This window comes from Aquabacterium sp. (genome assembly GCF_036279675.1).
In the GTDB taxonomy this organism is placed as follows: Bacteria; Pseudomonadota; Gammaproteobacteria; order Burkholderiales; family Burkholderiaceae_C; genus Aquabacterium.
On sequence record NZ_DASUIS010000060.1, the window covers coordinates 1 to 22,324 of the forward strand.

Here is a 22,324-nt window from a genome sequence, read left to right on the forward strand (position 1 = left end):
GGGCGCTGCTTCACCGTGGTCTTCACCACCGTGGGCCCAGGCCGCAGCCGACGCGAGGGTCACCACGATGGCTGCAAGGGCATGCGTCAACAAGGCAAGGGATGGACGGGGCAAGTTCATGGATGGGCCTCCTCGGGCAGCAGGCCCAGGGCCTGTCGGAGTCGGGATATGGCGGTGTCGCGGGCCAGTGTCTGCTGGCTGAGGGCGGCTTGTGCTTCATGGTCGGCCAGGCGAGCGCGCAGCAGGGCGTTCAAGTCCTGTTCGCCCAGGCTGAAGGCCTTCTGGGCGAGCTGCAGGTTGTCGGCCGTGAGCTGGCTGCGTTCCTGTGCCAGCGCCAGTTGCTGCAAGGCCATGTCGAGTTCGCTTCGTGCCTGCCGAATGGCGCGGTCGATCTGTTCTCGAGCGCGAGCCAGCGCCATCTCTGCCTGTGCCATCTCGGCGCGGGCGAGGGCACTGTCTTGTTGCACACGTGGGCCGGATGACAGCGGCAGGGTCAGCTTGACGCCGATGGCCTGGTCGTAGGGGTTCAGCGCGTCACTGCGTTGCTGAGTCCAGCGCACGGCGACCTCCGGCGGGGCGCGATCACTGGCCGATTGCAGGGCCAGCTTGTCGCCAGCAAGGGTGGCGGCGGCCTGCAGGGCCCGCCATTGAGGGTGATCGAGATCGGCGGTGGTACCTGCCGTGGGCATGTTTTCGGGCGGTAGCGTGGAGGGCGGCTCGGTGCCGGTCAGATTCGCAAAGCTTTGTTCGGCCTGCTGCGTCTTCTGGCCAGCCTCCATCAGCTCGGCCTGCGCGGCGAGCGTTTCGGTGCGCGCGAGGTTGGCGTCGAGTCGGGCCAGGTCGCCGTGCTGGTAGCGGCGCAGCACCTCGGCTTGCAGTGCCTGGGCCGTCTGCAGGCGCTGCTGCGCCAGGGCGGTGGCCGTGCGCGCGTGGGCGACCTGCCACCAGGCTTCACGCAGTTCACCACTGAGTTGCAGGCGGCGCCAGTTCAGGCGAGCCTCGGATTCGGCGAGCGCGTGGCGGGCCGTGTCGACACTGGCCTGGCGTTGCCCTGGCAACCACAGCGGTGCGCCCAGCTCGACCTCCCATTCCCGGCGCCCGAGGTTCTGATTCAGGCGGTCGCTGAGGTGATTGAGGGACACGGCCGCTGGTGCCGGTGTGAGGCCTTGCGCCACCTGCACACCTGCTTCGGCGGCAGCCTGGCGCAGGCGCAGCTGGGCGGTTTCGGGGTCGCGCGCGGTGGCAGCCTGCAGGGCGCCTGCCAGATCCGGGGCAGGTGGGGCCAGGGCGGCAAGTGCAGGGCCGCACCACGGCGTGAGGAGGCAGGCCGGCAACAAGGCCAGTGCGCGCAATCGCAGTGTGCTCATGGCAGAAGGTCGTCGAGAGAAAGGGCGGATGGCCGGGCGGCCACGGCGAATGGCCCCGGTCGTGGCCATTCGCCACGAGGAGCCATGCAAAAGCGACCGCCGACCTGAGCATGTAAGCCCGGGCCGGTCAGTCGCCAGGTGAGGTCATAGGGTCAGTCGCAGAAGGCGAATGACCAATGGTGGCCCTTGGGCCTGTGGGCCTTCCATCCAGCGCGTGGTGGGGGGGAGGGCCGGTGTGGGCGGCAGCACGGGGCCGCTCAGTGCGATCAGCGTGGGGCTGAAATCCTGCTCGTCCAGGCCCTTGTGGTGGGGCAGGGTGAGGCTTTGATCCTTGCAGAACTTGTGGCACAGGACATGGTTGTCCGCCTGATGATCGGGGCGCTGGGCCTGCTCGTCGGCGTGCGCGTGCAGGGCCGCAGAGCCGTGCTCATGCTCATGGTCGTGTTCGGGCCCCTGCTCCTCGTGGTGATGGTGCGCGGCCGGAGCGTCTGACGCCGGTTCGGCCAGCATGCAGGCGTTGACCGTGCCACTCAAGGCCCCGAACAGCCACGCCAGCAACACCAGGCCGCAGAGGCGGCGCAAGGTGGTGGTGCTGGTGCGAAAGGGCATGGCGGGCAGGATATCGACGTGTCTGATGTGTCACTATGAACCTTGACATGGGGGCAAGGTCAAGCGATTTTTACCATGCGCGGCTGACGCTGCGCAAAGCATGGCAGAAGCGTAGAGCATGCAGATCGCCGAAACGCTGCAAAATGGTCATCACTATGCACGCAAATCAAACAACCGGGTGGATCTGGGGGATGCGGGCCGCTGCCATGGCATGCGCCTGGCTGGTCGCCGCCTGTGCTTCGCATCAGCCGGCCAATGACCAGGCCGCACCGACCGCGCCGCCACCATTGGTCGGGCCGCCCGTGCCGCAGCCTCCCGGCGCGCCACCTACCCAGGCGGCGATGCAGCAGGCCCAGAAAGAGGCCCAGTCGGCGGTGGACGAATTGGAAGACGGTCACGAGGACGATGCCCGCGTGATCTTGCGGCGTGCCCTGACGCTGGACCCGAACAACAAGCTGGCCCTGAGCCTGATGCGCCAGTTGACCACCGACCCGGTGATGTTGCTGGGCAAGGAGTCCTTCAGCTACACGGTCAAGGCCGGGGAGTCGCTGTCGCGCATTGCGGGGCATTTCCTTGGCGACATCTACCTGTTCTACGGGCTGGCCCGCTACAACGACATCAAGGTGCCCAAGCAGGTGGCTGGCGGGCAGGTGATCCGCGTGCCAGGCAAGGCGCCACCGGTGGAAGACCGTGAGCCGCCCAAGCCCGCCAAGTCAGGCGCCAAGGGCGGAACCAAGGGCAGCAGCAAGGGCGAACCGCCTGCGCCGCCCCCTGCCCCCGCTCCTGCACCGGTGAGCGCCCCGGTGCCGGTTGCGCCGCCTGTCGAGCCGACACCTGCGCCCGCACCCTCGGTACCCGCTCAGCCTGCCGAGTTGAGCCCGGGAGCCAAGGCCATGCAGTCGGCCCAGGCGGCCGAGCGGGCGGGCAATCTGGACAAGGCGCTGGCCGACTACCGCCTGGCGGCATCTCTGGGGCAATCCGGCTCGGCGAACAAGGCGGAGGCCGTGCGCAAGCAGCTGGTCGATCGCCATGTCCAGAAGGCGCGTGCCGCCATGGCCCGACAGGATCTGGATGGCGCCATCGCGAACTGGAACCGTGTGTTGGAGCTGGATCCCGGCAACGACATGGCCAGACTGGAAAAGCAGAAGGCCCAGACGCTCAAGGAAAAGGTCAAGGCCTTGAAGTGAGTTGTGCCAGCTTGCGGCGCGCCGGGGCATGCCCGGGCTCCAGCCGCAGGCATTGGCGCAGTGCCGCCAGGGCGGCGGGCCTGTCCTTGTTTTCCAGGGACACCGCCTGTCGGTAGTACACATCGGCCAGCAGCGAGATCGTGGCGGCATCCTTGGGCCGGGCCGCCAGATCCTGTTTCAACAAGGTGATGGCGTCATCGAACTCGCCTTGGCCGGCCAGCAAGGCGGCGTGTTCCAGCGCATTGCGCTCCGCCGACAACACCGTGTTGGCGGCCTGATTGCCCTGTGTGGCCGGCTTGCCGGATGCCGACCTGGCCAGCGTCAGGCGCGAGTAGCGCCCCAGGTAGAGCTGCTTGTTGCGTTGTTGCTCGATGTCGCGCAGGGCCTGTGCGGCTGTGGTGTGGTCGGGCTGCAGCGCCAGGATGGCCAGATAGCGTTGGCTGGCTTCATCCAGCGCTCCGCGTTGCCGGGCCTGGCGCGCGGCGGGCAGCTGCTCGTTCACCTTTTGCGTGATCTGCACTCTGGTCTGCACCAGTTGCTGCGCGTAGGCGGGCTTGTCCGGGCGCAGGACGCTGAGCACCTCCCAGCTCGTGGCAGCCTCGGCCAGATGCCCTTGCTGCATCTGTGCCTGCGCGTTGGCGAGGGTGGTCTGCTCGAAGGCCTCGGCTGAGGGCGACAGGGCGCGGCCGCGTTCGCCAGAGGGCATGGTTGTACAGGCCGCGAGCAAGGCGCACATCAGGGCGATGACCCGCGCGATGACCAGTGGGCGCACGCCGTATCGCATCATGGCGCGTGGGCCCCCGTGGGCCGGCTGATCTGCAGTCTCGCCTTGAAATCGTCCAGGCTCATGTCGCCGAAGATCATGGTGCGGCGAAGCATCAGTGCCTGCGAGAAGAAGGCGTTGCCACCGGCGTTGACGGTCACGGCCAGCTGGTAGTTCTGCTTGCCCAGCATGGCCAGCACGGCTTCGTTGGCGTCGCCGTAGGGGTAGGCATAACTGCTTTGCTCGGTGCCCAGCTTTTGCGTCAGCAGCTCGCGTGGCAGCTTGATTTCGCCGAGCAGGGCCTGCTGGTAGGCCGCTTCGCTTTCAGCGCTGGGGTGCTCGATCAGGTTGCGGTGGGTCCGTGAATGGGATTGCACGTCGACCAGGCCCGAGCGGCTCATCTCCTGCAGTTCGGCCCAGTCCACGGCATCACCTGCGCCGATGAAGTCGGTATAGACGAACAGGGTGGCGGGCATGCCGTATTGCCGCAGCAAGGGGTAGGCCTGGTGGTAGAAGGAGGCGTAGCCATCGTCCACCGTGATGACCACGGATTTGAGCGGCAGTGCGCGCTGACCATCCAGCCAGGCGCGCAGATCAGCCAGCTTGAGCACGTGGTAGCCGTTGCGTTTGAGCCAGTCGAGCTGCTCTGCAAAGGCTGTGGCCGACACCGTCATCTTGCTGCTGGCAGTGCTGCCGCTGGCCCGCCCGAAGCGGTGGTAGCAGAGGATGGGGATGGTCTGGTAGCGGTCGCTGTAGACGCCCAAGGGGTTGTGCTGTGTGAGGGGGATGACCACGGGGCGATTGACCCGGTGTGGGGTGTCTGGCCCGAGCTGGTTGAAGTCGGCGATGCGCCAGGCCAGCTCCGCCGAGCCCAGAAAGTGCCGGGCCATCTCCGCCAAGGTATCGCCCGGGGCTGGCTGGTAGATGAGCAGGCGACCGTTGCGGCCCAGTACCTGGCCCTGGAGCGAGGGCGCGTGGCCAACCTGGGTGCCCGAGCCCTGGCCAGGTGGTGGCGGCAAGGGCGCCGTCGAGCAGGCGGCCAAGACGCCGGCGATGAGCATGGCCAGCCAGGCCTGTGCACGTCCGGTCATGATGCTGGCGCGGTGTTCAGGCTGCCAGCTTCTGTGTCGGTGGCGTGGTGGCGCCTGCACCCGAGGCCCGATCCTGCAGCGCCTGGGCCATCTGATCGAAGGCCACGTAAAGTTCACCGAACTCGTCCTTGCGGTGCTCGTGGATGCGGTGGTCGAATCGACCTTTGGCGATCTGCGCCATCGATTCGGCCACCAGCTTGATTGGCCGTGCGAACCAGTTGGCCACGAAGTACATGGCCAGGGCCACGGCCAGCACGGTGACCAGCACCAGCACGGCCATCAGGCTCATGGACAGGCGCGCCACATGGGTGAGCGGGGCTTCGGGCAGGCCCAGCACCACACGGCCCACGTTCTTGCCGGCAAAGGTGATGGGGGCTTCAAAGCCCAGGACCGTGCCATGCTGGCTGTCCGTGTTGACGGCGCGCCAGGTCTTGATGCCACCGGAGCGCTCGGGCAGCGCTTCGCCTTGTGGTGCGCGGTAAGCCTGGCCGACCAGTGCAGCCTGGCTGGCGGCGCGCACGATGCCGCCGCGGTCGATGACCGTCACGCTGTCGAAGTCCTTGGTTTTCATGATCTCCTGCAGCGTCACGTCCACGGCCACCCAGTCTTCCGACAGGGCGGCCACCGCGTTCTGCGCCGCGATGAAGCGCGACAGTGCCGCGCCGTTGTCGGCCACCTGGTCCATCATGGCCGCGTACTGGCGACGGGTGGTGACCGTGGCGGTCAGACCCATGACAAGGGCCACGATCACGGCCATGGTCAGCGCCCACTTCACCCGCAGGGGGATGATGCGAGGGCGGTTGCGGGCCAGGGCGGCTTCGTCGATCTCGTTGAGGACCTTGACGAGCGCATCGGCCAGCTCCTTGCCGCTCTGATAGCGGCTGTCCGGCTCCTTGACCATGCAGCGATCGACCACGCGGCGCAGGGCGGCGGGTACGTCGGCACGCAGCTTGTCCAGTGGTGTGGGCTGCTCCTTGGCGATCTTCAGGGCAATGGCCACCATGCTGTCACCCTGGAAGGGCCGCTGGCCGGTCAGCATCTGATAGAGCACCACGCCGGCCGAGAACAGATCGGAGCGGCCATCGATCCTGCCGCCCACGGTCTGCTCCGGCGACATGTATTGCGGCGTGCCCAGCACCTCGCCCGAGCGGGTGTGCTGTTCGCCCTTGGTGGATTCAACGTGGGCGATGCCGAAGTCCGTCACCTTGATGGTGTTGCCATCTTTCAGTCGCACGATGTTGCCGGGCTTGATGTCGCGGTGGACGATGCCGTGCTGGTGCGCGTAGTCGAGCGCGCGGGCCAGCTGGATGCCCATCACGACCGTGTCGCGGATGGGCAGGGGTTTGCCTTCCGACAGCACATCGGCCAGAGAGGCGCCATCAAGCAGTTCCATGGCCATGTAGGGGCGGTGCTCGATCTCGCCCACGTCATGCACGATGACGATGTTGGGGTGGGACAAGCCGCCGGCGGCCTTGGCTTCCCGCACGAAACGCTCGCGGCAGTCGGCGTCCTCACACAGCGAGGCGTGCAGGAACTTGATGGCCACGTCGCGGCCGATGTCGGGGTCGTGGGCGCGGTAGACCGTGGCCATGCCACCTCGGCCCAGGCAGTCACGCACTTCGTAGCGGCCCACCTGGCGGGTGGTCAGGTCGCCATGGTGCACGGTGCTGCCGGGCAATGTGCCGGTGCGTGGCTCCGTGCCGGGCTCCTTGCGCGGGCTGATGGAAGGCGGCAGGGTGGGCGCCGCTGACGGGGCAGATGCCGTTGGTGCAGCAGGTGTGGTGGACGCGTGCCCCGGAGTGGCCGCCACAGCCGCCGCAAAGTAGCGCGCCTGCTGCGAGGCCGGCACGATGACGGTGGCTTCGCTGTCCTCGTCTGGCAGGTCGTTGTCGGCCGTGACGGGCTTGTTGTCTGGCTCGTTGGCGGGCTGCTGTTGGGTCATGACACCTTCCTTGGGTTCTGGTTGACCAGGTCGAAGGGTACCCGGTCCATGAGGTAGCACAGGCAATCCTGGCGGACCACCTTGGCATCCAGTGTCAGCATGGCGGGCATGGAGGGCCGGTGCAGTTGCAGTTCGCCCTGGTGGGTGCGAAAGAACAGGTCCGCCACATCCTGGCCCTGTTCGTCGCGCACGTCCAGTGGCTTGCTCAATTGGGTCTGACCAAAAACCGCACCCGCATCGAGTTCGACAAAGTTCAGGTGGTCGAGTTGCGGCTTGAAGTTCAGTGGCAGATCGGGCGAACCGAAGCCGAACGAGACATCTGGCGCAACCTTGACCAGGGCGACCGTGTGATACAGGTCGATATCGGACTCGCGCACACCATGTTCAGGAAAGGCCGCCAGATGCAGGCAGGCTTCGATGAAGCGCGCGGCAGCGGCCTCATTGGCCGGGTAGCCAGGCTTGCCGCACTCCACGGCCACGGACGGGCAGTGCGCAGCGAATGACGCTGTCTGCGAGCCCTCCGGGCCACGGAACCACACGACCGTGCGTGTCAGCAGCATGGCCAGATGCAGCGTGTTGGCATCGAGCTGGCAGACCACGCTGTAATGGGGGTTGAGCCCGGTGTTGTTGTGGATGTCGATGCTGGCGAACAGGCCGCGCTCGATCATGATCTGGTGCACCTGTTGCATCACCTCGGCTTCGGGCGTGCCGGCATGCACCACGGTGCCCGGCCAGACCCGGTTGTAGTCGGGCTGTTGATCAAGCCGACGCAGGCCATCCCGCGCGGCCGATACATTGCCGATGAACAGGCTCATGGCCCGCGGCAACTCACGCCCGGCGTGCGCCTTGAGCACCTGCTGGATCGCTACCAGGCCCACATCTTCATTGCCGTGCAGCAACACGGAGACGAACAGCTCGGGCATGCGTCTGCCGGGCAGGTGGATCAGTGTGGGCCCCTGCAGCAGCTCGTGCAGGTCTCGTGCCGGGGTGTCCAGGAAGCCTTCCGGCAATGCATCAAGTCGGGTCAGCATGGTGTGGTCCATGGTGCGGTCATATCGGCCATTCGTGCACGGGCATGCCGCTGCGCTGGTGCTCAAGATAGTCGGCCGTCAGTTTGAAGAGGTCGCCATGCTGCGCATGATGGGCGAGTTGCCAGGCAGCGCCGTTGCGCCGGGTGCGCAGCCGCACGGCCAGCACGTCCAGATAGCGGTCGATGTCGCGGGCGTCGATGCCTTGATCCTTCAGGCCTTCTCGCGCCATGGGCAGCAGGTCGATGAGGATGTCGGCGGCGCTGCGCGTGCGACCATCAAGCCAGGTCAGAGGCGCATCCAGGCCCTCCTGCGCAGCACGGTAGAAGTTGGCCCTGGTTGTGGCAAATGGCAGCGCGTTTTCGGGTGGCACAGCCGCAGAGGCCAGCATGTGCACCACCCCATAGTAGAAAGCCGCATTGGCGATCATGTCGATCACGCTGGGCCCGGCCGGCATCACGCGCTGCTCGATGCGCAGATGTGGCTGGCGCGCATCATCAAAGCCGATCAGCAAACGGTTCCAGCGCCAGACGGTGCCGTTGTGCAGACGCAGATGGGCAAAGGCCTTGGGCGGCGCGTCGCTGCTGATGGGCAGCAGCACGGGGAACTGTGCGGCGTTGTCGGTGAAATAGCTGGTGGGGTCTTCGCCCAGATAGGCGTCACCAAAGCTGACGCGCTGGCCGTGGGCCTGCCTGTCACTGCCGCAGTCCACGGCTTGCTCGAAGAGCGGGATGCGCGTTTCATGCCAGAGGCGGTGGCCGAACAGGAAAGGCGAGTTGGCCGACAGCGCGATCAGCGGGCCGCTCAGCACCATCGAGGCATTCATGTGCCGCACGATTTGGTGCGAGGGCACTTGCAGGTGGAGTTGGAAGGAGGTGGTGGCGGCTTCCAGCATCACATCGGCATGCGTGGTGCACAGATGGTCCCCGCCGGCGGGGGCGGCAATGTCCAGCATCAAGGGGCGCCCCTGCCTGGCCTTGAGCACCTGCTGATTGAGCGCCACGTAGCGCTTTGACGGTGTCATGGTCGACAGGTTGAGATCCGACTCGCGCAAGGTGGGCAGCGTGCCGATGGCGATGGCCGTGGCTTCGTCCTCGTGGGCCGTCTTCAGGCAGCGAGACCAGGTGTCGGCCAGCGTCCACTCCAGCCTGGACAGTGCGGTGCCTGTGAGCGGCTGCGGCTCACCGTTGAGTTCGATGTTGAAGCGCGAAAGCTCGGCCACGACCTGCGGGTCGGCCATGCGAGCCAGAAAGCTCTGGTTGCAGGGAACGGGGTAGAAGTTGCGGTCCAGCAGCCAGGCTTCCAGCTCGAAGCCCGCTACGCGACCTTGCTGGGCAAAGCCGCCGCGCCGGAAGGTGTCTGCCGCCAGGCGTGTTTCTGCTGCGAGACCTTGCGCAAAGCGGGCGAGGTCTTCGGCGTTGAAGCGGGTCGCGGTGATCTCCTGGCCCATGTTGTGGTCATTGAGCTGAACAAGCTTTCATGATGATCACTTGGCATGTTCTCATCACCTCCAAACTGTGCAAGTCTTGAGGCGCATCAAGACTGCAGGCATTGTGGTCTCGCTGGCGGGCCCCACAAAACAAAATGCCGACACCGTGATGAAACGGTATCGGCATCCGGGGCTTGCGCCCAAGACTTGCAATTGTCCCGCCGAGGCGACCATCGGCAGCGACCAAGCCAAAAAAGGGTCAGTAGCGGTAGTTCACGCCGAAGCTGGCACTGGGCAGCAGGGTGATGCGTCCGATCGTGTGGTTGATCTCGTCAGTCTTGGCGTCGACATCCGCCTGGGTGATGGTGTAGCTGTTGTAGGTCTTGCCAACCAGGTTGGTGTCCGGGCTGAACTTGGCGTGCCCGATGGACACGCCCACATCCGCCACGAAGCCCATGCCTGCGGCGCGTGCCTGGTGGCCCCAACCGATGCCGATGTAGGGCATGACAGCCGGGAACTTGAACTGGGCGTTGTAGTAGTCCGTGGCGGCGGGCGTGATGTCGTGGCCGTTGACGGTGATCGACGAAGCGCCATCGAAGCGCGAATGGAGATCCAGTTGTGCCTTGTTCAGGGTCAGGCCGCCCGTCAGGCGAAAGCGCCCCGTAAAGGGGAAGTAGTCGGCAAACACGCCGAAGCGGTTGTACTGTGCCTTGGTGTCAAAGCCAACGCCCGAGATGCTGTGGGTGCGCTTGACGTTGCCGGTGGTGCCCGCATCGACGCGCAAGCCCAGCTTCTGGTTGACCGTCATGGCGTAGCCCACGACCACTCCGGGCGCGCCAACCTGCACATAGGACTCACCGGCAAGGGCTGGTGTCGTCGCCAGACAGACCATCAGGCCGCTCAAGGCAGCGGCGGTCGCGGGCATGTGCGGGACTGCTTGGCGAATGGGGTTCATGTCGGGCTCCTCAAGAGGTGGGCGCGTCGGCATGGCGATGTCGACGACAGAAGCCGGACTTTAGTCAAGCTGCTTTGGATGTGATCCGGGTGCAACCGGGGCGATCCCGGCGTTTATCGGGCTTTAGCCTGGGGGGCCACCTGCCGTTGTCATGGCGATCAGCCGAACTAGCTTGTCTTTCGGCGTGTTTGCGATCGGATGAGGTCATACCGTCGGCGCAACATCTCAAGTTGTCCATTCCACCCTATAGAACAGACTTTCTCGTCCATGGTCGTGCACACACCGACGCTGTTTCTGGTGATCGTGATCGCCAGCGCCGTGATGGGCGCGGCGATTGCCTTCATTGCGCATCGCCAGCACGCGAACATGTTGCTGTGGGCAGCGGGTTTGATGCTGCATGCCTTGGGCTACACGCTCTACAGTTTGCGAGGGCAGATTCCCGATGTGTTGTCCATCGTGCTGGCGAATGTGGCGGTGTCTGCCATGTTCGCCCTGTTCGGCGAAGGCTTTTTCAGGTTCGTGGAACGACCCGCGCCGCGCTGGCGCTTGTGGTTGCCGGTGCTGTTCGTGGGCGTGGCGTTCTCCTTTTTGCAGCATTCGCAGCACTACCGCTTCATGCTGGCTGGCGTGGTGTTCAGCTTTCAGAGCCTCACGTTGTTGCTGGCGCTGTGGCAAAACCGGCATGACCTGCCCGGCCGAGGCGCTTACATCCTGACGGCGGGGGCGCTGGCCGTACTGCTGGTCATGCTGATGAGGTTGCTTGGCCTGTCGGTGGGCGCGATGCAGGTGAACGCTGTCACGGACACCGGCCTTGTGCAGGGGGTGACCTTCATGGCCGCGCTGGTAGGGGTGCTGTGGTTGTCGCTGGGCCTGGTCATGATGAACCAGGAACGGGCCGAATATGCGCTGCAGGCGGAACGCGCAGCCGATCAGTTCCGCAGCCAGATCCTGGAGCGCTTGTCGGCCGGGCAGCCACTGCAGCAGGTGCTCACGGCCATGGTGAAGGGCATCGAGCAATTGCATCCCGGCATGTTGTGCAGTGTCCTGTTGCTCGACAGGCAGGGGCAGCACCTGGGAGAGGGCGTGGCACCCAGCCTGCCTGATGCGTACAACGTGGCGATTCATGGCCTGGCCATCGGGCCGGGGGTGGGCTCTTGTGGGACGGCCGCCTTCACAGGGGAGCGGGTGGTGGTGGAGGACATCTCGCAGCACCCCTATTGGGCCGGGTACAAGGAACTGGCGGCCAGATCGGGATTGGGATCGTGCTGGTCTCAGCCCATCCGGTCATCGATGGGAACGGTGCTGGGCACTTTTGCCATCTACCATCGACAACCCCATGTGCCATCGCCCGCGGATATTGCCTTGATCGAGCAGTCCGCCAGCCTGGCCAGCATCGCCGTAGAACGCAGCCGGGAAGCCGAAGCCTTGCGACGCAGCGAGCAGCGTTATCGGCGCTTGATCGATACCGCCAACGAAGGTATCTGCGTGGTTCAGGGCGACATCATTCGATTTGCCAACCCCAAGTTGTGCAAGCAGGCGGGGCTGGCTGAATCGGAGATCGTCGGGCAGTCGTTCGGTCGGTTCATCCACGAGGAAGACCGGGAAATGCTGCTGCTCAATCGCCGCAAGCGCAAGTTGGCGGGAGCGCAGGATTTCACCTACCTGGTGCGCGTCCTCACGCATCACCAGGGGACGCGCTGGTTCGAGTTGAGTGGCACCACCATTGATTGGGAGGGGCAGTCTGCCTCCCTGAACTTTCTGACCGACGTCACCGACCGCAAGCAGATGGAAGAGCGGGTGCGGCAACTGGCCTACCAGGATGCGCTCACCTTGTTGCCCAACCGGCGCCTGCTGATGGACCGGCTCGGTCTCGCCATGGCCCGACACAAGCGGTCTGGTGACTACGCCGCCCTGATGTTCCTCGATCTCGACAACTTCAAGCCGCTCAATGATCGGCACGGGCACGATGCGGGCGACATGCTGTTGATCGAAGTGGCTGGCAGGCTCAAGCGTTGCGTGCGCGAGGCCGATACCGTCGCGCGCTTTGGCGGCGACGAGTTCGTGATCGTGCTCAGTGATCTGGGGCGGGAACATGGGCCGGCCTTGACGCACGCTGTGGCCGTGGCCGAGAAGATCCTGGCCGCATTGACCCAGGTCTATCAACTGGCCGTGCCAACCTCATCAGGGGTGAGCAAGCTCATCGAGCACCATGGCAGCGCGAGCATCGGGCTGGTGCTGTTCAAGGGTGAGCCAGGTACGGAAGACGAATGCCTGAAGAGGGCCGATGCCGCCATGTACCAGGCCAAGCAATCCGGGCGTCGCGCGATCCGGGTGTATGAGGCGCAGGACGCGAATCAGGCTGGCGACGTCGTCACCTGACTTGACCCCAGTCCGCGACGCCACTCGGGTCTGGCTTATTTCCTGGCTGTACCGGCCTGCCCTGTGAAGAAGACGTCCGGCAAGGCCAGCGTGGCCTCGGCCACATCCAGCAAACGGCGGTTGTGGTCCATCGAGGCCTTCTGCAGAGAGCGGAAGGCCGCCTCTTCGCTGAGCCCCAGCCGTGACATCAGGGCGCCCTTGGCCCGCTCGATCACCTTGCGTTCGTGCAGGGCGCGCCGCGCGGCATCCAGCTCGACCTCCATGCTGGCCAGCCTTGACGACTGCGTCTGCAGCAGCTCGACCAGCGAAGAGACCTGAGCTTCATGGGCCGTGTTGGCCGAACTGGCCGCCGCACCCTCGTGCATGCTGGGCAACACCGGTGCCGCATCGGGTTGTTCTGCGGCATTGAAGAAGCGGTCGACCGCGTGGGTATGTGGCGGCGGGTTGTCGCGCAAGCGTTGCAGCAGGCCTTCGGAATCCTGCAGATCCTGGCGTGTGGCAGTCAATTGGGCTTCGCAGGCCTGACGCAGGCACTGCACCAGTTCGATCTGCAGTGACCACATCTCGGAGATGCGTTCGCTGGTGATGTCGAACCAGAGTGCGCTCAGGCTGCTGTCGAGCCTGGCGCCTGGTCTGGCCGTGCACAGGGTGCGGCGCAGCCGCTCCAGTTGCGCGCATGTTGGCGTCAGCTGATGCTGTTGCCAACGGGTGCGCAAGGCGGGTTCTGCAAATTCTTCAAAAACGCCAAGGCTGCGTTCCTGCGCGTCTATCAGGTGGACGATGCGCTGTTGCTCGGCCTCCTCACTGGTGCCGGATGCGAACAGTTGCGCGCCCACGGCACGCTCCTGCCCGGCGGCTTCCTTGCCCTGCACCAGATGCACAAAGGCCACGAGCAGGCGAGAAATGCCGGGCAATGCTGCGGCATCAGCCACATGGAACACCAGCTCCACCATGCCGGCGATCAGCCTGCTGAAGGCCGCAACAGCCTCATGGGCACTGGGCTGGCGCTGATCGATGCGCAGGCGCAACTCGGCCAACGCGTCCAGATCCAGCAGCACCCAGGCCATCAGGGACAGCATGCGCGCGGTCGAACCCTGCGCGGGCTCGAGTTGCCGGGCCAGCAGGTCACGCAAGCTGGCCTCTATCGGTTGGGCTGCCGCGAGTGCAGTCAGCCGTTCCTCTTCGAAACGCTGGCCGCCAGAGGCCAGAAAGATGCTGGTGGCACCACGTTCTCTTTGCAAGGCATGCACGAGCTGGCCGATGGCATCCACCAGCTCGACGCGGCCCATCAGATGCCCGACGGCATCGATTTCCAGTTGCTTGGCGCGCAGAACAAGTTGTGAGACGGACAGTGACATGGGCAGGCGGACGATGGTCAGGCCATCATTGTCCGTCAGATGCCCCTGCGCTGTCAGTCGATCGCCACCAGAATCCGGCCTTCTTCAACACGTACCTCGTGGGCGCGCACCGAGTGCTCGGGCGACTCCAGACAGGCGCCGGTGCGCAGATCGAAGTGGTTCTTGTACAGCGGCGAGGCCACGACGATGTGCTCGCCCAGGTTGCCCACCAGCCCGCGCGAGAGCACGCTGGCCTGTGACTTCGGGTCGATGTTGTCGATGGCGAAAAACTGATCTTGCCCGACGCGAAACAGCGCCACGTGCTGGCCGTCAATCAGGGCGCACACGCCGGTGTTGGGCAGGATGTCGTCGACCGCGCACACGGCGGTCCAGGTCTGGGTGTCGGTGGTCATGATGGTGATTCCTCGATGCGGGGGTCAGGCCGTGGCGCGTTCTTCAGGGCGAGCCGGGCGGATCTGGCCGCGCTCTTCGACGAACACGATGTGCTCGTCGCCCTTGTCGCTGTTGACGAAGGAGCGGAAGCGCTTGCGGGTTTCCGGGTCGTTGACAGCGGCCTTCCATTCGCAGGCATAGGTGTCCACCACCAGTTGCATCTGGGCTTCCAGTTCGGCGTTCAAGCCCAGGCTGTCCTTCAGGATGACGTCCTTGAGGTAGTCCAGGCCGCCTTCGAGGTTTTCACGCCAGGTGCTGGTGCGTTGCAGGCGGTCGGCGGTGCGCACGTAGAACATCAGCACGCGGTCGATCAGGCGGATCAGCTCTTCCTTGCTCAGGTCGGAGGCGAACAGCTCGGCATGGCGAGGCTTCATGCCGCCATTGCCGCACACGTACAGGTTCCAGCCCTTTTCGGTGGCGATCACGCCGATGTCCTTGCCTTGCGCTTCCGCGCATTCGCGGGTGCAACCCGAGACGCCGAACTTGATCTTGTGCGGGGCGCGCAGGCCCTTGTAGCGGTTCTCCAGCTCGACGGCCAGGCCCACGCTGTCGCCCACGCCATAGCGGCACCAGGTGGAGCCCACGCAGCTCTTGACCGTGCGCAGCGACTTGCCATAGGCATGGCCCGACTCGAAGCCGGCGGCGATCAGTTCTTCCCAGATGGCGGGCAACTGCTCCACGCGTGCGCCGAACAGGTCCACACGCTGGCCACCGGTGATCTTGGTGTACAGGCCGTACTTCTTGGCGACCTGCCCCACCGCAATCAGCCCATCAGGCGTGACCTCACCGGCGGGCATGCGGGGCACCACCGAGTAGGTGCCATCCTTCTGGATGTTGCCCAGGTAGTAGTCGTTGCTGTCTTGCAGGCTGGCCAGATCCTTCTTGAGCACGAACTCGTTCCAGCAGGAGGCGAAGATGCTGGCGGCCGTGGGCTTGCAGATGTCGCAACCCAGGCCCTTGCCGTGCCTGGCCAGCAGGTCGTCAAACGATTTGATCTGGCCCACACGGATGAGGTGGAACAACTCCTGGCGCGAGTAGGGGAAGTGCTCGCACAGGTGGTTGTTCACCGCCATGCCCTGCTTCTTCATCTCCAGCTTCATCACCTGCGTGACCAGCGGCACGCAGCCGCCGCAGGTGGCGCCGGCCTTGGTGCAGGCCTTCAGTTCGCTGATGGACGTGACACCTTCCGACACGGCCTTGCAGATCTGGCCCTTGGTCACGTTGTTGCACGAGCACAGCTGGGCGCTGTCGGGCAGGGCATCGGGGCCCAGGCCGGGCTTGGCTTTGCCGTCGCTGGAGGGCAGGATCAGGAACTCGGGATCGGCTGGCAGGGTGATGCCGTTGAGCGCCATTTGCAGCAGCGTGCCGTATTCGGCGGCATCGCCCACCAGCACGGCACCCAGCAGCTTCTTGCCATCTTCGCTGACCACGATCTTCTTGTAGATCTGCTTGACTTCGTCGATGTACTGGAAGGCGCGGCTGTGCGGGGTCTTGCCGTGGGCGTCGCCGATGCTGGCCACGTCCACACCCATCAACTTGAGCTTGGTGCTCATGTCGGCGCCCACGAAGGCCACGTCATCCAGCCCGGCAATGTGGCGGGCCGCCACGCGGGCCATGTCGTAGCCCGGTGCGACCAGGCCGAAGGTCTGCTCGTTCCACGAGGCGCATTCGCCGATCGCGTAGATGTTGCGGTCGCTGGTGCGGCATTCGCTGTCGATGACGACGCCACCGCGCGGGCCGATGGCCAGCACGCATTGACGCGCCAGTTCATCACGCGGGCGGATGCCGGCCGAGAACACGATCATGTCCACTTCCAGGTGGCTGCCGTCTTCGAAGACCATGCGGTGCAGGTGCTCGGCGCCATCCACGATCTTCACGGTGCTGTGGCTGGTGTGCACATGCAGGCCCAGCGCTTCGATCTTGTGGCGCAGGATGCGGCCACCGCCTTCGTCCACTTGCGCGGCCATCAGGCGCGGTGCGAACTCGATGACATGGGTGTCCAGGCCCATGTCGCGCAGGGCTTTGGCGCATTCCAGGCCCAGCAGGCCGCCGCCGACCACCACGCCGTTCCTGGACTTGGCGCCGGCGGCCTTCATGCCTTCGAGGTCTTCAATGGTCCGGTAGACGAAGCACTTGTTGCGGTCACGACCGGGCACGGGGGGCACGAAAGGCACCGAGCCGGTGGCCAGCACCAGCTTGTCGTACTGCAGTTCTTCGCCGTCGGCCGTGGTCACCGTGTTGGTGCGGCGCTCGATGGACACAGCCTTGGCGGCCAGGCGCAGCTTGAAACCGGTGCGCTCGAAGAAACCGGGCTCGACCAGGGACAGGTCTTCAGCCGTCTTGCCGGAGAAAAATTCGGAGAGGTGGACCCGGTCGTAAGCGGGGCGAGGTTCTTCGCACAGAACCGTGACCTCGGCATCCTTCAGGCCGGACTCGGCCAGGCTTTCGAGGAACTTGTGGCCAACCATGCCATGACCAACGACGACGATCTTCATGTGAACTCCTGCGACGGTAGAGGTGCGCTCGCCCAGCCAATGCCGGCAAGCCGAAACCAATGAAAGAACAGTCAGATCGCGCCACCGTGAAGTGGCCCTGACTGCATTCCGCCGTCGTTAGCGGAGAACAAAAAGCGTGCACCAAGGCGACGATACCTGCGGTACGCAGATAGTCATGCAATCGGTGTGCCAGCGTTTTTGCGATGTTTCTGCACCGAAATGGTGCGCAGGTGTCGCCGAGCCGGGCTTGTGCCCGTCGCTTGGTCGTGAGGCGGGCTGCTCTAGTGCAACCGCCGTCCCGCCATTGTGGAAACCACCGTTATCACAAACCCTGGATCTGTCAGGTTCCGGACAGTGATGGGGTGCATTGCACGTGCACGATGGCGCATCAAAAGCCCGTGACAAGGGTTTTCAAGGCAACCGAGTAGTGTACCTCGCGTTGTTTAACGAATATCGTACACATGATGCCAGGAGACATTGATGCCATTTCGCCCCAGCGCCCGACACCTGCTGTTGACCGCCGCTCAGACCGCCGTTGCTGCACTGATGGTGCAAGGCGCTGCCCACGCCGCCACGCCAGATCCCTTCTTCCAGTACACGGACAGCGCTCAACTGGCTGCCGCCGCGCCCGGTGCCGTTCTCAAGAGCCGCACGATCACGGCTTACCTCGCCGGCATCAAGACGTCGTACCAGGCTACCCAGATCGTCTACCGCTCGACTGACGCCTTGCAGCGTCCAGCCGCCAATGTGACAACGATCTTCACGCCTGACTGCAGCAAGGTCAGTTGCGCCAACAAGAACAAGGTCGTTTCGTACCAGTCGTTCTATGACTCGCTGAATCCGGAAGATGCTCCCTCGCGCGCCTATGCTGGCGGCACCCGCCTGCCGGAGGTCCTGCCTGCTGTTGAAGCCGTGCTGTTTGGCTCCTATGTGAAGAATGGCTACACGGTCATCATCTCTGATACCGAAGGTCAGAAGGCCAACTTCGCCGCCGGTCCTGAATATGGCTACAACACGCTGGATTCGATCCGTGCCGCTTTCAATTCGTCGCAGATCGGTTTGAGCAAGAGCGCCAAGGTGGTGATGATGGGCTACTCGGGCGGTGCGATTGCCACCGAGTGGGCCGCCGAACTGGCACCCAGCTATGCCCCTGATCTGAGCGACAACCTGATCGGTGCGGCTTTCGGCGGCACCCTGGTGAGCCCTGAGCACAACCTGACCTACGTCGAAGGCGCGCCCATCTGGGGTGGTGTGATGCCGATGGCGGTTCTGGGCGTGTCTCGCTCCTACGAGATCGACATCAAGAAGTACCTGACGCCGCGTGGTCTGGAAGTCTTTGACAGGATGCAGAAGGCCTCGATCGCCTATGTGCTGGGTCAGTACAGCAAGGTAACCTGGAAAGACCTCGTCAAGCCCGAGTTCCAGGATCGCACCAAGATCCCCGAGTACGTGATGGCAGTGAACAAGGTCATCATGGGCACGGGTGGCACGCCCGCCATTCCGCTGCAGATCGGGCAAGGCACTGGCGGCACCCTGGAGTTGACCAAGGTTTCCCCGATCTGGGGCAAGGGTGACGGCGTGATGCTGGCTGGTGACGTTCGCACGCTGGCTCGCGAGTACTGCGCCAAGGGCGTGCCGGTGCAGCACAAGGAATGGGGTTCGAGCCACTTCCTGAGCATCGCCAACTGGCTGCCATGGGCCACGGCCTGGGTGAACGACCGCTTTGCCGGCAAGGCCGCACCGCAGAACTGCTCCAGCATCGCCGTGGGCAACCCGCTGACGCCGATCGTGTACAACCCCTGATCAGCAGGCGCGTTTCACACATGGAAAAGGGGCGACTTGGTCGCCCCTTTCGTCATCCAGTGCTCGACTTCAGATCTGGAAGTCGTAATCCACCGTCAGTGGCGCGTGGTCGCTGAACCAGCTGTCCTTGTAGACACTGGCTGCCCGCGCGGTTTCAGCCAGGGCGGGCGTGGCCAGGTGGTAGTCAATGCGCCACCCCACGTTCTTCGCGCGTGCCTGGCCGCGGTTGCTCCACCACGTGTAGCACTCGTCGGTGGTGTCGGGGTGCAGGGTGCGGTAGACGTCCACCAGGCGTGTGTCACCGGCTGGATCAAGCAGTCTGGTCATCCAGGCGCGTTCCTCGGGCAGGAAGCCGCTGTTCTTGAGGTTGCCTTTCCAGTTCTTCAGATCGGCTTCCTTGTGGGCGATGTTGACGTCGCCGATCAGGATGAACTCGCGCTGGCCGCGCAGGGAGGCCAGGTGGGGCTGGATGACGTCGAGAAAGCGGTACTTGGCTTCCTGGCGTTCTTCCGAGCTGGAGCCGCTGGGAAAGTAGCAACTGATCAGCGACAGCTTGCGGCCGGGCTTGTCAAAGCGCAGCTCCACGTAGCGGCCTTCCGGGTCGAATTCACCGCTGGGGTCGTTGCCGCCCAGCCCGATGATCACGTCCGACGGCTCATGCTTCGTGTACAGGCCCACGCCCGAATAACCCTTCTTTTCTGCATGATGGAAGTGGCCGTTCATGCCGGCGAAGGCTTTCAGAGGCTCGGGCATGTCGTCGACATGAACTTTGAGCTCCTGCACGCCCATACAATCGGCGGACATGGTTTCAGCCCAGGGCACGAGGCCCTTGGTGGCGGCAGAACGGATGCCGTTGAGGTTCAGTGAGACCAGACGAAACACGACGAAATACCCAATCAATCATGAGCAACACCTCTTCCAATGACACGTTGGCCCAGGACTTCGTGGCCTTCGCAGTGCAATCCAAGGTGCTGCGTTTCGGGGAATTCAAGACCAAGGCGGGGCGCCTGTCGCCCTATTTCTTCAACGCCGGCTTGTTCGATGACGGCGCCAAGCTCGGCCGTCTGGCTGAATTCTATGCACGTCGGCTGATCGCGTCCGGCGTCGAGTTCGATATGTTGTTCGGCCCGGCCTACAAGGGCATCACCCTGGCGGCGGCCGTGTCGATCGAACTGGCGCGCCTGGGGCACAACAAGCCCTTTGCCTACAACCGCAAGGAAGCCAAGGACCACGGCGAAGGCGGCACCCTGGTGGGCGCTCCCGTGCAGGGCCGCGTGCTGATCATCGACGATGTGATCTCTGCCGGTACCTCGGTGCGCGAGTCGATCGACCTGATCCTCAAGGCCGGAGCCAGGCCGGCAGGCGTCACCATCGCACTGGATCGTCAGGAAAAGGCCACGGCCAATGGCCAGGACGCAGCAGAAAGCGCGGTGCAGCAGGTGGAACAACATTACGGTTTGCCGGTTGTTGCCATCGCCACGCTGGGCGATTTGCTGCAGTATCTGCAGACACAGTCCGATCCGGCCCTGACGGCCTTTCACCCTGCGGTGCTGGCTTATCGTCAACGTTACGGCGTCTGAACCGTTTGGATCTAATATCGACAATTGACCGGTCAGACAGGGGCGTGCACGTACACGCCGCGCAACGGAGTCACGATGAAGTTTGAGTTGGGAGCACTTGATCGCAGGGCCATCACCCAGGGGGTGGTGCGTCGGGTTGCGGCGTGTGGCTTCCTGCTCGCTCTGGCGTCGGCGTCCTGGGGCGCAGCCGGCATCTATTCCTGTGTGGACTCCTCCGGCAAGAAGCACACCTCGGATCGGCCCATTCCCGAGTGTCTGGACCGTGAGCAGCGCGTGCTCAACAAGGATGGCTCCCAGAAGCAGACGGTGCCGCCGCGCATGAACGCGGAAGAGCGTGCACTGGCGGAGGAGCGTCAGCACCAGAAGGCGCTGGCGGAGGCGGCTCAGAAGGACGCCATCCGGCGTGACCGCAACCTGATGTTGCGCTACCCCAATGAGGCCGCGCACAACAAGGCCCGTGAGGCCGTGATCGACGAATTGCGCCGGGGCATCGAGGCGTCCGAGTTGCACCTCAAGGAGCTGCAGTCAGACCGCAAGCCCTTGCTGGACGACGCCGAGTTCTACAAGGGCAAGCGCCTGCCGGGCAAGCTCAAGACCAGGCTGGAGGCCAATGAGGCGCAGCAGCAGGCTCAGAAGGACATCATCACGCAACAGACGGCTGAAATCGCCCGCGTGAATGCCTTGTATGACGCCGAACTGGCGCGCTTGCGCAGGTTGTGGTCTGGCGCGGCACCGGGATCAGGTCCGGTGGCCACGCCGTCATCGCCACATTGAGGCTGCTCGGGCTAGAAGGGCGAGTTTGCCTGCCTGAACTGGCGGGGGGACAGGCCGCTCCAACGTTTGAACGCGCGTGAAAAGCACGAGGGCTCGGCGTAGCCCAGACGCTCGGCGATGTCTTCCACACGCATGTCCGTGGTCTGCAGCAAGGCTTCCGCGAGCACGCGACGGGCGTCCTCGGCCAGGGTTTCGAAGGCTACGTCTTCCTGGGCCAGGCGGCGTCGCAGGGTGCGCGCGCTCATCTGCATCGATTCGGCGACCTGCTGCATGGTGGGCATGCTGCGGCTGTGCATCATCAACTGATCACGGATGCGGCCAGCCAGACCGCCTTGCAGCTTGCGCGCAGTCAACAGGCGCTGGCATTCGTCCTCGCACAGTTTGAGGGCGGCGGCATCACCCTGCGGCAGGGGCCATTGCGCCAGTTCATGGCTGATGCCGACCCGGTTGTGCGCCTGCTCGAAAACCGGTTCATGCCCGTAGAGCGCGGCAATGCGGTCGGCATAGGTGGGGCGCGGGCGGCGCAGTTCCAGCCGGGTCAGGGGCAACTGCATGGGCAGCACGTCACGCTGCAGTTGCAGGATCATGGTGCTGTCGCGGTCGACGAAGAAGTCGCGCACGTCGTCAGGTACGTCCTTGTCTTCGCAGATCAGCAAGGCCTCGTCGGCGGTGGCGGCCGTGGCGGGCTGGCAGAAGGCGCAGGTCAGTCGCATGTAGCGGATGCCCACCTCCACCGCCTTCCATGCGCTGGGGCTGCTTTGCAGGGCGAAGCCCCAGATGCCGAAGGTGGTGGGGTGGTAGCGCAAGCCGGCATCCAGGCCCAGGCCGATGTCGGGGCCCAGGTGCCGCAGCAGGTTGCGGGCGACCTGCATCTCCTGGATGGCCTCCACCATGCGCTCGGGCTGGGCCAGTTGCGCCTCGTTCAGGCCTGTACCTGCCAGGCAGTCGCGCGCGCTCAAGCCATGTTCACGCCCCAGGCCGAACAGGATGCGTGTGCTGGCGATGTTGCGAGGGAAGTCCCAGGGCGGGCGAGTGGCGGACATGGCGTGGCTGATGGCAAAGCGTGGCCTCAAATGTCAAGTTTGGGCCGCTTGCGCCATTCTCGCCGAGGGTGGCGCTGTTTACGCTGAGG

Annotated in this window: 18 protein-coding genes; 5 read left to right on the forward strand and 13 right to left on the reverse strand. The window is 64.6% G+C overall.

Annotated elements, in window-relative coordinates; all coding sequences use genetic code 11:
• Positions 1-116 precede the first annotated feature (116 nt).
• Both VFW93_RS07205 and VFW93_RS07210 read right to left on the reverse strand, forming a co-directional pair.
• Positions 117-1,367, reverse strand: a complete 1,251-nt coding sequence (locus VFW93_RS07205; RefSeq protein ID WP_329693312.1) for a TolC family protein — start codon at positions 1,365-1,367, stop codon at positions 117-119.
• A gap of 144 nt (positions 1,368-1,511) precedes the next feature.
• Positions 1,512-1,976 carry a hypothetical protein gene (locus VFW93_RS07210; protein ID WP_329693313.1) on the reverse strand — a complete coding sequence of 155 codons (465 nt, stop codon included), beginning with the start codon at positions 1,974-1,976 and terminating at the stop codon, positions 1,512-1,514.
• A 206-nt stretch (positions 1,977-2,182) separates the two neighbouring features.
• On the opposite strand from VFW93_RS07210, the gene VFW93_RS07215 reads away from it, so the two are divergent.
• Complete coding sequence (locus VFW93_RS07215) at positions 2,183-3,163, forward strand: LysM domain-containing protein (RefSeq protein ID WP_329693314.1); 981 nt, start codon at positions 2,183-2,185, stop codon at positions 3,161-3,163.
• On the opposite strand, the gene VFW93_RS07220 is transcribed toward VFW93_RS07215, so the two are convergent.
• The 6 genes from VFW93_RS07220 to VFW93_RS07245 form a co-directional block, all read right to left on the reverse strand.
• Positions 3,147-3,950: a hypothetical protein gene (locus VFW93_RS07220; RefSeq protein ID WP_329693315.1), complete on the reverse strand. Its 804-nt coding sequence runs from the start codon at positions 3,948-3,950 to the stop codon at positions 3,147-3,149. The genes VFW93_RS07215 and VFW93_RS07220 overlap by 17 nt on opposite strands.
• On the reverse strand, positions 3,947-5,017 hold the full coding sequence (locus VFW93_RS07225; RefSeq protein ID WP_329693316.1) for a polysaccharide deacetylase family protein: 1,071 nt from the start codon (positions 5,015-5,017) through the stop codon (positions 3,947-3,949). Before VFW93_RS07225 ends, VFW93_RS07220 begins: the two co-directional genes overlap by 4 nt.
• 16 nt (positions 5,018-5,033) lie before the next feature.
• Positions 5,034-6,959 carry a protein kinase domain-containing protein gene (locus VFW93_RS07230; RefSeq protein ID WP_329693317.1) on the reverse strand — a complete coding sequence of 642 codons (1,926 nt, stop codon included), beginning with the start codon at positions 6,957-6,959 and terminating at the stop codon, positions 5,034-5,036.
• The gene (locus VFW93_RS07235) at positions 6,956-7,990 is read right to left on the reverse strand and encodes a M14 family metallopeptidase (RefSeq protein WP_329693318.1); all 1,035 of its coding nucleotides are present in this window, start codon (positions 7,988-7,990) and stop codon (positions 6,956-6,958) included. Before VFW93_RS07235 ends, VFW93_RS07230 begins: the two co-directional genes overlap by 4 nt.
• A gap of 19 nt (positions 7,991-8,009) precedes the next feature.
• Positions 8,010-9,437 (reverse strand): glutamate-cysteine ligase family protein, encoded by a 1,428-nt coding sequence (locus VFW93_RS07240; protein ID WP_329693319.1) that lies wholly within the window; start codon positions 9,435-9,437, stop codon positions 8,010-8,012.
• A gap of 238 nt (positions 9,438-9,675) precedes the next feature.
• Positions 9,676-10,341, reverse strand: a complete 666-nt coding sequence (locus VFW93_RS07245; RefSeq protein ID WP_329693320.1) for a hypothetical protein — start codon at positions 10,339-10,341, stop codon at positions 9,676-9,678.
• Positions 10,342-10,638: 297 nt separating this feature from the next.
• On the opposite strand from VFW93_RS07245, the gene VFW93_RS07250 reads away from it, so the two are divergent.
• The gene (locus VFW93_RS07250; protein ID WP_329693321.1) at positions 10,639-12,750 is read left to right on the forward strand and encodes a sensor domain-containing diguanylate cyclase; all 2,112 of its coding nucleotides are present in this window, start codon (positions 10,639-10,641) and stop codon (positions 12,748-12,750) included.
• Positions 12,751-12,785: 35 nt separating this feature from the next.
• Here VFW93_RS07250 and VFW93_RS07255 read toward each other — a convergent pair whose 3' ends face one another.
• The 3 genes from VFW93_RS07255 to nirB are packed head-to-tail and all read right to left on the reverse strand — an operon-like array spanning position 12,786 to position 17,035.
• Positions 12,786-14,108: a nitrate- and nitrite sensing domain-containing protein gene (locus VFW93_RS07255; RefSeq protein WP_329693322.1), complete on the reverse strand. Its 1,323-nt coding sequence runs from the start codon at positions 14,106-14,108 to the stop codon at positions 12,786-12,788.
• 53 nt (positions 14,109-14,161) lie between these two features.
• Entirely contained in the window at positions 14,162-14,500 is a 339-nt protein-coding gene (gene nirD / locus VFW93_RS07260) for a nitrite reductase small subunit NirD (RefSeq protein WP_329693323.1), read from the reverse strand.
• 24 nt (positions 14,501-14,524) lie between these two features.
• Positions 14,525-17,035, reverse strand: a complete 2,511-nt coding sequence (nirB, locus tag VFW93_RS07265; protein ID WP_329693324.1) for a nitrite reductase large subunit NirB — start codon at positions 17,033-17,035, stop codon at positions 14,525-14,527.
• A gap of 480 nt (positions 17,036-17,515) precedes the next feature.
• Here nirB and VFW93_RS07270 point away from each other — a divergent pair, with 480 nt between their 5' ends.
• Positions 17,516-18,838, forward strand: coding sequence for a lipase family protein (locus VFW93_RS07270; RefSeq protein WP_329693325.1), 1,323 nt, complete (start codon positions 17,516-17,518; stop codon positions 18,836-18,838).
• Between the two features lie 69 nt (positions 18,839-18,907).
• Here VFW93_RS07270 and VFW93_RS07275 read toward each other — a convergent pair whose 3' ends face one another.
• On the reverse strand, positions 18,908-19,720 hold the full coding sequence (locus tag VFW93_RS07275) for an exodeoxyribonuclease III (RefSeq protein WP_329693326.1): 813 nt from the start codon (positions 19,718-19,720) through the stop codon (positions 18,908-18,910).
• Positions 19,721-19,740: 20 nt separating this feature from the next.
• On the opposite strand from VFW93_RS07275, the gene pyrE reads away from it, so the two are divergent.
• Complete coding sequence (gene pyrE / locus VFW93_RS07280) at positions 19,741-20,418, forward strand: orotate phosphoribosyltransferase (RefSeq protein ID WP_329693327.1); 678 nt, start codon at positions 19,741-19,743, stop codon at positions 20,416-20,418.
• A gap of 75 nt (positions 20,419-20,493) precedes the next feature.
• Positions 20,494-21,192, forward strand: coding sequence for a DUF4124 domain-containing protein (locus tag VFW93_RS07285; protein WP_329693328.1), 699 nt, complete (start codon positions 20,494-20,496; stop codon positions 21,190-21,192).
• 11 nt (positions 21,193-21,203) lie between these two features.
• On the opposite strand, the gene VFW93_RS07290 is transcribed toward VFW93_RS07285, so the two are convergent.
• A complete protein-coding gene (locus VFW93_RS07290; RefSeq protein WP_329693329.1) occupies positions 21,204-22,235 on the reverse strand; it encodes an AraC family transcriptional regulator in 1,032 nt (343 codons plus the stop codon).
• Positions 22,236-22,324 lie beyond the last annotated feature (89 nt).